7 protein-coding genes are annotated in these 9,959 nt (G+C 73.0%); 4 read left to right on the top strand and 3 right to left on the bottom strand.

Features of this window, described 5'->3' with window-relative positions:
• Window positions 1–146 precede the first annotated feature (146 nt).
• The gene (locus ABT299_RS50855; RefSeq protein WP_500255258.1) at window positions 147–827 is read left to right on the top strand and encodes a class E sortase; all 681 of its coding nucleotides are present in this window, start codon (window positions 147–149) and stop codon (window positions 825–827) included.
• Window positions 828–878: 51 nt separating this feature from the next.
• On the opposite strand, the gene ABT299_RS50860 is transcribed toward ABT299_RS50855, so the two are convergent.
• Complete coding sequence (locus tag ABT299_RS50860) at window positions 879–1,931, bottom strand: matrixin family metalloprotease (protein WP_500255259.1); 1,053 nt, start codon at window positions 1,929–1,931, stop codon at window positions 879–881.
• 284 nt (window positions 1,932–2,215) lie between these two features.
• On the opposite strand from ABT299_RS50860, the gene ABT299_RS50865 reads away from it, so the two are divergent.
• Together ABT299_RS50865 and ABT299_RS50870 are read left to right on the top strand one after the other, a co-directional pair.
• Entirely contained in the window at window positions 2,216–3,262 is a 1,047-nt protein-coding gene (locus ABT299_RS50865; RefSeq protein ID WP_500255260.1) for a DUF2382 domain-containing protein, read from the top strand.
• Window positions 3,263–3,462: 200 nt separating this feature from the next.
• Complete coding sequence (locus ABT299_RS50870; RefSeq protein WP_500255261.1) at window positions 3,463–4,413, top strand: helix-turn-helix domain-containing protein; 951 nt, start codon at window positions 3,463–3,465, stop codon at window positions 4,411–4,413.
• Here the strand turns inward: ABT299_RS50870 and ABT299_RS50875 are convergent.
• Window positions 4,374–5,624: an MFS transporter gene (locus tag ABT299_RS50875; protein ID WP_500255262.1), complete on the bottom strand. Its 1,251-nt coding sequence runs from the start codon at window positions 5,622–5,624 to the stop codon at window positions 4,374–4,376. The genes ABT299_RS50870 and ABT299_RS50875 overlap by 40 nt on opposite strands.
• 531 nt (window positions 5,625–6,155) lie before the next feature.
• Between ABT299_RS50875 and ABT299_RS50880 the strand changes: the two genes are divergently transcribed.
• Window positions 6,156–8,072 carry a glycoside hydrolase family 3 protein gene (locus ABT299_RS50880; RefSeq protein ID WP_500255263.1) on the top strand — a complete coding sequence of 639 codons (1,917 nt, stop codon included), beginning with the start codon at window positions 6,156–6,158 and terminating at the stop codon, window positions 8,070–8,072.
• Window positions 8,073–8,244: 172 nt separating this feature from the next.
• Here the strand turns inward: ABT299_RS50880 and ABT299_RS50885 are convergent, their stop codons facing one another.
• Window positions 8,245–8,862 (bottom strand): dihydrofolate reductase family protein, encoded by a 618-nt coding sequence (locus ABT299_RS50885; RefSeq protein WP_500255264.1) that lies wholly within the window; start codon window positions 8,860–8,862, stop codon window positions 8,245–8,247.
• Window positions 8,863–9,959 lie beyond the last annotated feature (1,097 nt).

Consider the following 9,959-nt stretch of genomic DNA (forward strand, 5'->3'; position numbering starts at 1 on the left):
GTGGGCGGGGGCCGGGCGGCCCGGCGGTTGGGGGGCCCGGCCCCCGCCCCCCCCCCGCCCGCGCGCGGGGGCGGCCCGCCCCGCCGGCGCGCGCCCCCCCCCCCGGCTCCTTTCTCACCGGAGTCTCACTGGAGACGGAGACGGATGTGGAGATCGAGACCATGGCGAAGACGACGCTGGAGACGAAGACGGTGAAAGACGGAAGCCGGGACGACCGGTCCTGGGACGGCGCGCCGCCGCCGAGCGGAAGGGCCTTACGGGCGCCGGGCAGGGCGCTGCCCGCGGTGGCGCTCCTCGCCGCCGGATGCGTGGCGGCGGCCGGGATGCCGGCGGCGCACGCCGCCCCGGCGGCCGCCGCGGCCGCGCCCGGCCGGACGACCGCCGCCGCGGCGCACGCCGCCCGCCCGCGGATCGGGAAGGTGATCGCCACCATCTCGATCAAGCGGATCCACCTGAAGATCAAGGTGCGCGAGGGCGTCTCCGAGCGCGTGCTCAGCAAGGGCGTCGGCCACTACCCGAGGACGGCCCCGCCCGGGACGCTCGGCAACACCGTCCTGCTGGGGCACCGCACCACGTGGCTGCACCCGTTCGGTCAACTCGACCGGCTGCGGCGCGGCGACCGGATCGTCCTCAAGGCGCACCACAAGACCTACGTCTACCGGGTGCGCGGCAGGCACACCATCCTGCCGACCGACCGGCGCGCGCTCGAACCTGTGCCCTTCAAGCCGGGAAAGGCGCCGAACGGGCAGTACGTCACCCTTATCAGCTGCACCCCGAAAGGCTCGGACCGGCACCGCATCGTCGTCGTCGGGAAGATGGGGAAATGACGTCGACAACGACGCCGCCCGGCGAGCTACCGGACCGGCGCGGAATTCCGGTCAGGCGGACGAGCGGGCCCCGTACAGCGCGATGAGCCCGTCGTAGTCGCCCTTCCCCAGGGTGGCCGGGTCGTCGTCGCACGCCGCGACGGTCGGCGCCATCGTCAGCTCGGAATGCTGCGACCCCTCGACGTGCCCGAGGCCGAGCATGTGGCCCGTCTCGTGCGTCGTGACGGCCGCGGCGTCGTAGCTGCCCGCCGGGCAGGACGAGCCGTCCTGCGGGCCCGGCCACCACTTCTTCCCCTGCTCCTGGAGCGCGGTGTCGCTCTCGATCGTCGTGTCGCCCCGGAACCAGGTGCAGGTCGCCGCGAGCACGTCGGGCTCCGCGCCCGGCATCGCCTCCCAGCCCGAGACGTTCGTCCCGTCGCGGTCGCCGCAGACGGCGGCGGAGGTCACGTTCGGCGCCGTGGCCGTCTGGCCCGCGTACTTCGCCGAGACGTCCGGCAGCGGCGCGAACGCATGGGACGGCGTGCAGTCCGTCCTGGCCTCGAACACGTTGGAGACCCCGGCCGACACCCCCGAGACCGGCAGCCCCGCCGTCCCCGGGTAGTAGTGCCACTCGATCGTGGAGCCCTTCGGCCACTTGCTCGGTTCCTGCTGGTAGGCGCCGTCCTGGCAGGCCTCCATCGGCGCGCGGAACTCGCGCGGCCGGCCCTGCGGCACGCGCGTCCCGGTGGTGGTGAGGGTGATCTCGCCCTTCGCCTCGTCCACCCCGACGCGCAGCTCGGACGCGCCGTCGGTGCGCAGCGCGTGCGCGGTCACCGAGGTGCCGTCGGACGGGACCGTCGCGGCCAGCCCGTTCTCGCCGCGCACCACCCGGCCGCGCAGGTCGCACTCGGAGATCTTGATCTTCTGCGGCATCGCCCGCGCGGTGAGCGCCCCCTCCGGCGCGCACCAGCCCGGCGGGCGCCGGGCCGGCGACGGCTCGGCGGCCCCGGCGGCGACCGCCGCGGCGGTGATCGCGCCCCCGGCGACCGTGCAGGACAGGGCCGTGGCGGCGGCGCACCAGGCGCCGGTGCGCCGCCCGCGTCCGGCGGGCGTGACGTCGTCCATGCCATTTCTCCGATGTGTCGGTACAGCCTTTCGCGCTCCAGCCGTCAGTCTTTCGCGGTGCCGGAAAAGGCAAACCGGTACAGCCTAAAATGATCACCACAATGCGAATATGGCCATTGTCAAATAGGCGGCCATCTGCGCATCTTCCGGAAAATGGCGGACGGAGTGCCCGGCGCCGCACGGTCAGGGCCGGGCAAATCACCGTCCATCATTCGGCAAACGTGTTTACCAGTGCGCAGTACGGAAAAATCAGGAGGTAATCAGGCAACTCGGGGGTGTTCAACGTGCAGGTGCAGACACAGGTGCGGGAACTCATGGGCATGAGCGTGACCGACACCCACGGCGCCAAGGTCGGCACGGTCAAGCAGGTCTACCTCAATGACGACTCCGGCGCGCCGGAGTGGGTGACGGTGCACACCGGATGGTTCGGGATGCGGGAGAGCTTCGTCCCGCTGTCCGGCGCCCGCAAGGCCCAGGACATGCTGCAGGTCCCCTACGACAAGGAGACGATCAAGGGCGCGCCCAACGTGGACGCCGACGAGCACCTCTCGCACGCCCAGATCGTCGACCTGTACCGGCACTACGGCGTGCGCCCGCCGAGCGGCCGCCGCACGGAGGGCGGCGAAGGCACGGCCGAGGGACGCGCCGAGGGCGGCACGGACCGCGGCGCGGACACGGGGACGGCCGGCGACCGCGACATGGCCGGCGAGCGGGCCGCGTCCGACCAGGGCACGACCGGCGCGCAGGGCAGGGCGCCGTCCGGCATGGCCGGCACCACCGGCGGCACCGGCGAGGCGGGCACCACCGGCAAGACCGGCACCGGCACCCCGGGCACCACCGGCACCGCGGGCACCACCGGCGCCGCCGGGATGGCCGTCCACCCCGAGCGGGACAAGCGCGGCGAGCCGCTGCCCGCCCAGCCCGGCGCCCCGATGACCGAGATCACCCGGTCCGAGGAGCGGCTGCGCATCGACACCGAGCGGCACGAGTCCGGCCGCGTGCACGTCCGCAAGTGGGTGGAGACCGAGATGGTCGAGCGGACCGTCCCGGTCAGCCACGAGGAGATCAAGATCGACCGGGAGCCGATCACGGACGGGCGGCCCGGCGTGCAGGTCACCATCACCGAGGACGACCAGGAGATCATCCTCTACGAGGAGCGCCCGGTCGTGGCGAAGGAGACCGTCCCGGTGGAACGGCTCCGGATCCGCACCGAGCAGGTGCAGGACGAGCAGACCGTCCGCGGCGAGCTGCGCAAGGAGCGCGTCGAGGTCACGCGCGACGACGGCACGCACGCCGAGCACGGCGAGGGCGGCGGGCGCCACCCGGGCTGAGCCCCGGTCCCGCACCGCCCGGCACCTCCGAGCACCGGACCGTACGCGCCCGGTCGGCCCACCACCCGCAGGCCGGCCGGGCGCCCCGGTGCGCCCGCCCCCGGTCCGGAACACTGCCCGTCTGGAGCAGTGCCCGTCCGGAACGGCGCGCGCCCGGAACTGTGCCCGTCCGGAACAGCCCCGGGCGTACGATTCCGGACATGCCGACCGTCGCGCTCGCCGTCAGCGAAGGGATCACCCTGTTCGAGGTCGCCGCGCCCTGCGAGGTGTTCGGCGTCGACCGCGGCCTCGCCGACCCCTGGTACGACTTCACCGTCTGCGCCCCCGCGTCCGTCCGGCTCGGCGGCTGGTTCCAGGTGGACGCCCCGCGCGGGCTCGACGGCCTCGCCGCCGCCGGCACCGTGATCGTCCCGGCCTGCCGGAACGTCCTGGAGGAGCCGCCCGCGGACCTCGTCGCCGCGGTCCGCGACGCGCACGACGCCGGCGCCCGGGTGGTGTCGATCTGCACCGGCGCGTTCGTCCTCGCCGCCGCCGGGCTGCTGGACGGGCGCCGCGCCACCACTCACTGGATGCACGCGGCGCGCCTCGCCGAGCTGTACCCGCGCGTCGAGGTCGACCCCGGCGTGCTCTACATCGACGACGGGTCCGTGATGACGTCGGCCGGCAAGGCCGCCGGCATGGACCTGTGCCTGCACATCGTCCGCCTCGACCACGGCGCCGCCGTCGCGAACGACCTGGCGCGGCGGCTCGTCGTCCCGCCGCACCGGCCCGGCGGGCAGGCCCAGTACATCCCCGCGCCCGTCGGGCCCGGCCGCGAGCGCGCGCTCGCCGGCCTGCTCCCGTGGGCGCTCGCCCGGCTGCACGAACCGCTGACCGTCGAGGACCTCGCCCGCCGCGCCGGGATGAGCTCCCGCAACCTGGCGCGGCACTTCCACGCCGTCGCCGGGACGACGCCGCTGCAGTGGCTGCACGCCCAGCGCGTCCGCCGCGCGCAGGAGCTGCTGGAGACCACCGACGACGGCGTCGACGTGATCGCCGACCGGACCGGCATGGGCACCGCCGCCACGCTCCGCCGCCATTTCCACCGCGTCCTCGGCGTCTCGCCGGACGCCTACCGGCGGACCTTCCGTGCCTCGGCCGTTCCCGGCTGATCAACCGGCCGCTCGACCGGTACGGCGCCGGTGTCTCCGGCGCGGGACCGTCCGGTGCGGGCCAGCGCGGCGAGGGTCAGCGCGGCCAGGCCCGTCATGGCGAGCAGGAGGACGGGCGGCGGGGCGAGCCGTCCGGCGGCGGCCAGCGGGAACGGCACCGCGAAGCCGACGTAGGAGACGGCCTGGTAGACCGACGTCAGAGCGGCGAGACGCTCCGGGCGGGCGAGCCGCTGCACCTCCTGCAGCCCGCACAGCTGGCAGCACCCGTACGCCGCGCCGAGCACCAGCGCCGCCGCGACCACCAGCACCGGGCTTGACGCGGCCGCCGCGCCGGTCGCGACGAGCATCCCGGCGGTGACGAGGCCCAGCGCCGTCATGAGCAGCCGCCACGGCGCGCGGACCCGGCGAGCGAGCGGCTGGACGGCGATCCCCGCCGCGGCCGTCAGCGTCGTGACGGCCGCGCCGAACACGAGGGCGTGCCCGCCGAGGCGGTCGCCGACCAGCCCCGGAAGGTACGCGAGCGCGACCGACGCGGACCCGAACACCCACGGCGCCAGCGGCACGACCACCGTCCGGAAACGGCGCCCGAGCGCCTCGGGGACGCGCAGGGCGTCCCGGAGGCGGTCCGGCGCGCCCGTCCGGCGGTCGGTCTCCGGGGCGCGGGCCGCGAGCGGCAGCGCGAGGCAGGCGAGGAGCAGGTGCGGGACGTACGGCGCGACGGTCGGGGCGGGCGCCCACTGCGCGAGCAGCCCGGCGGCCAGCGGCCCGAGCCCGAACCCGACGCTCATCGCGATCGTCAGCCGGCGCGGCGCCGCGCCCGCCGCCGTCGCCGACAGCTCCTTGATCCAGGCCGCGCCGGCGCTGAACGCGGCGCCGCTCGCGACGCCCGCGACGAGCCGTCCCGCGAACAGCCATCCGGAGCCGGTCCCGCCGAGGACCAGCAGGACCGTTCCGGCGGCGGATGCGGCGAGCGCCGGGACGAGCACGCGGCGGCGGCCGAGGCGGTCGGAGACCGGGCCGCCGAGCAGCAGCCCGGGGACGAGCCCGAGCACGTACATGCCGAAGGTGGCCTGCACGGTCGTCGCGGAGAGGCCGAGCCTGGCCCGGTACAGCGGCAGGAGCGGCGCGAACTGCTGCGCGCCCCACCCCACCGTCGCGACGGCGAGCCCGGCCCTCCACCAGGACCGGCCGCCGATGCCGAAGTCGTTCATGGCGCCATGCTCCGCGGCGGGCCGGGCCCCGCACGAGCGGCTGGAACGACAACCTCCGCGCACTTTCGGACGCCGAGGTGTCGGCCGCTGTCGGGACGGTTGCGCGAGCGGCCACGGGGTGGATGTAGGGCATGCGCGGTCGGGGGCGGCGTGGGAGGGAGCGCGGCCGGGTGTGGCCACTGGGCCGGGACGGGCGGCCGGGCGGTGCGCGGCCGGGCAGCGCGAAGGCGGGCGGGGCGACCGGCGCCCGACCCGTCCGACCGGCTTATTTCGGCCGATAATTTAAATAGTGAATTTAGCCGCCGTCAAGCCGTCCGGCCCCATGCTTCGACCAAGATCATCGAGGTCGGGCGGGGGGTCCTTGACAGATGATCAAGGCCGGGGGAGGTTCCTTCTGACGCTGCAGCCCGCCGCAGGGGTCATGGCCGTCCGGGCGCGCCGTGACCCCGTCCGCCCACCCGCGGACACGCGCGGGCGCGCGGTCCACCGGGCCGCGCGCGTCGCCGTCGCCGTCACGACCCAGGAGGGATCTTGCGACACCCCCACACCCGAACGGCCACCCGGATCAGGCGTTCGCTGATCGCGCTCGCGGTCGCCGCCTCCGCCGTACCCGCGGCGTCCGGCCCCGCCCTCGCGGACGCGCCCGCCTCCGCGCCCTACCTCAACCCGCGGCTCCCCGTCGCCCAGCGCGTCTCCGACCTGCTCGGCCGGATGACGCTCGAAGAGAAGATCGGCCAGATGACGCAGGCCGAACGCGGCGCCATCGACTCCGACCCGAGCCAGATCACCGGGCTCGCGCTCGGCTCGGTGCTGTCCGGCGGCGGGTCCGTGCCGGCCGACAACACCCCGTCCGGCTGGGCCGACATGGTCGACCGGTACCAGGCCGCCGCGCTCAAGACCCGGCTGAAGATCCCGCTGCTGTACGGGATCGACTCGGTGCACGGCGACAACAACCTCGTCGGCGCCACGGTCTTCCCGCACAACAACGCGATGGGCGCCACCCGCGACCCCGCGCTCGTCCGCGAGGAAGAGCGGATCACCGCCACCGAGACGCGCGCGACCGGCCCGCAGTGGGTGTTCGCGCCCTGCATCTGCGTCTCCCGCGACCTCCGCTGGGGACGGACGTACGAGTCCTTCAGCGAGGACCCCGCGCTCGTCATCAAGATGGAGACCGCCCTCGAAGGCTTCCAGGGGCGCACCACCAAGGACCTCGCCGACCCCGCGCACGTCCTCGCCACCGCCAAGCACTACGCGGGCGACGGCGACACCAAGTACGGGTCGTCCACCAGCGGCACCTACACGATCGACCAGGGCGTCACCATCACCGACCGCGCCCACTTCAACAAGATCGACCTGGCGCCGTACGTGCCGGCCGTGCGCAAGTACCACGTCGGCAGCATCATGCCGTCGTTCTCCAGCGTCGACTGGACCGAGGACGGCGTCGGCAACCCCGTCAAGATGAGCGCCAGCAAGGAGCTGCTCACCGACGTCCTCAAGAAGAAGATCGGGTTCGACGGGTTCCTGATCAGCGACTGGGAGGCCATCCACCAGCTCCCCGGTGACTACGCCGCCCAGGTCCGCACGGCCGTCAACGCCGGCATGGACATGTTCATGGAGCCCTACAGCGCGCCGCAGTTCGAGCAGACCCTCCTCGCCGAGGTGAAGGCCGGACGCGTCGCGACGTCCCGCATCGACGACGCCGTGGCCCGCATCCTCAAGGCCAAGTTCGAACTCGGGCTCTTCGAGCACCCCTACACCGACCGGACCAACATCAAGTCCGTCGGCTCGCCCGCGCACCGCGCCGTCGCCCGCCGGGCCGTCGCCGAGTCGCAGGTGCTGCTGAAGAACTCCGGCCGCGTCCTGCCGCTGAAGAAGTCGCAGCGCATCTACGTCGCCGGCGTCAACGCCAACGACATGGGCAACCAGGCCGGCGGCTGGACCGTCACCTGGCAGGGGGCCTCCGGCAACACCATCCCCGGGACCACGATCCTGCAGGGCATCAAGCAGAACGCCAAGAACGTCACCTACAGCGCCGACGCCTCCGCGCCCACGGCCGGAAGCGACGTCGGAGTCGTCGTCGTCGGCGAGACGCCCTACGCCGAAGGCGTCGGCGACGTCGGCAACGGACACACCCTCAACCTGTCCGACGCCGACAAGGCCAACATCGACAAGGTCTGCTCCGCCATCGAGAAGTGCGTCGTCCTGGACGTCGCCGGGCGGCCGCAGATCGTCACCGACGAACTGCCGAAGATGGACGCGTTCGTGATGTCGTGGCTGCCCGGCAGTGAGGGCGCCGGCGTCTCCGACACGCTCTTCGGGAACCGTCCGTTCACCGGCCGCCTGTCCTACACGTGGCCGCGCAGCGAGTCGCAGGAGCCGATCAACGTCGGCGACAAGAACTACGACCCGCTGTTCCCCTACGGCTACGGGCTCCGCACCCACCGCTGAGCCGCCCGCCCTTCCGGCGCCGCGGGCTGCCCGCCCCGGCGCCGGAAGGCCCGGCCGCCTTCGAGCCCTCGCAGGCATGGGGCCGCACGACCTGCCCGAGCACTGCCCGCGCTGGCCGCTCTGGCGCCCGCATGCTGAGCGTCCCGTGACCGACTCGCCCGAGGAGCACTCCCTAGCCGGCGGACTGCGGAAGGCTCTCCCTGGCCTTCGCGTAGTCGCCCGTCGGAGCGCCCTCGTCGCGGCGGTAGACCAGATGCACAACGCCGGTCGTGAAGGTCTCCGACGAGATGAGCTGCAGCGGCAGCGGCGCGTCCACGTCCTCGAACAGCCGCATCCCCGCGCCCACAGCGATCGGATGGACCAGCAGGTGCAGCTCGTCGAGGAGTCCCGCCGCCAGCAGCCGCCGGACGAGCGACACCGACCCGCTGATCGCGATGTCCGACGTCGACGGTTCGTCCTTCAACGCCGTCACGGCCTCGATGAGATCGCCCTTGAGCTGCTCGGAGTTGCGCCAGGTGAAGTCGAGCTCCTGCGTCGACACCACGATCTTGCGGGCGTCACCGAGCTTCTTGGCGAACGCCGCGTCCTCAGCACCGGCCTTCTCCCGCTCCGGCCACGCACCCGCGAAGCCGTCGTACGTCCGGCGGCCGAGCAGGAGGGTGTCGGCCGAGCTCATCTGCGCGTCGACGGCCTCGCCCATCTGCTCGTTGAAGTACGGGAAGTGCCAGTCCTGCGGGTTCTCGACGACTCCGTCGAGCGAGATGAACAGCCCAGCGGTGATCTTCCGCATCCTGATGCTCCTTGGACGATCGCGATGATTCACGGTGCTCACGGGGTTCGACCAGCGCCGTCCTCAGAACTCATCGGCCGCCCGCAAGGAGGGAGACCAGGCTGGTGAGCGCCGTTCGAGGACGATCCCGAGAACGCGCACGGCCGCCGGGGCGGGGCAATTTGGAGTCCTGGCTGGGGCCGCCAAGGGGAGGTGGCCCGACTACATGGCTGACAGCGTGACGAGACCGACCCTGGAGTCGGCGATGGCGCCGCTGGCCTCCCAGATTCAGCGCGGTCAAGACCGTCAGGAGGCGTGGCGGCTGCGCCGCTGGAGGCGGTGTGTGGCGGGACGGCGCCGCAGGAGCGATGGCGTCAGTGTGCCCAAGGCGGCGCGGCTGTGAGGCCAGGCGGTGCGGGGCCGGATGTTGGTGGTTGGGGTGACGCGTGAACTGGTGAGGGTAACGAGTCTCGCGATGATGGGCGAGGGGTGACGGGCGAAGAGTGACGGCGGGTGACGGAGTGACGAGGTGGTGGGGACGAGGCTGCGAGGTGGCGGGATGACGAGGTGGCGGGGCGGCGGGGTGACGAGGCTGCGGGGAGGCGAGGGGTGAGGCTGCGGGGAGGCGTTGTGAGACGAGGCCGTAGGTAGGCAAGGCGAGTGTCGTAGGCGGGGTGGTGCGGTGCACGAGGTGTTGGGGGGCGAAGCGGTGGATGAGGTGTTGGGGGTGAGCGGTGCGCAACAGCGTTGGTGGAGCGAAGCGGTGCCCGAGGTGTGATCGAGATCTGGCTGGGCCAAGCGGTGTGCGAAGTGTTGTGGGGCGAGGTTGGCTGAGGCGGGTGTGGTGTGGCCACAGGTAGGGGTGCTACGTGCCCAGAGGCGAGGCAGCGGTGGCGCTTGAGGGGTGACGGTAGCGAAGTTGGGCCGAAGTGCGGGGGGAAGAGAGTAGGTGCCTCTGTGTCGCAAGGCCGAAGGTCAGAGCGCACGTTCGGAAGTCATAAATATGAGTGTTCGAAAGAATGACAAGAGGGGTGTTCGGGTGGTGGGGTGGCGCTTGCGTACGGGGCCGCCCCTCCAAAGTCAAGGGCGCCTTCGGCGTCGCTTCGCGATGGACTTCG

This window comes from Spirillospora sp. NPDC000708, assembly GCF_040299565.1.
Lineage (GTDB): Bacteria > Actinomycetota > Actinomycetes > Streptosporangiales > Streptosporangiaceae > Spirillospora.

What these genes read in the sequence shown, in the direction of transcription:
- ABT299_RS50860 (WP_500255259.1), bottom strand. Translation starts at nt 1,931, where the DNA reads ATGGACGACGTCACGCCCGCCGGACGCGGGCGGCGCACCGGCGCCTGG.
- ABT299_RS50870 (WP_500255261.1), top strand. Translation starts at nt 3,463, where the DNA reads ATGCCGACCGTCGCGCTCGCCGTCAGCGAAGGGATCACCCTGTTCGAG.
- ABT299_RS50875 (WP_500255262.1), bottom strand. Translation starts at nt 5,624, where the DNA reads ATGAACGACTTCGGCATCGGCGGCCGGTCCTGGTGGAGGGCCGGGCTC.
- ABT299_RS50885 (WP_500255264.1), bottom strand. Translation starts at nt 8,862, where the DNA reads ATGCGGAAGATCACCGCTGGGCTGTTCATCTCGCTCGACGGAGTCGTC.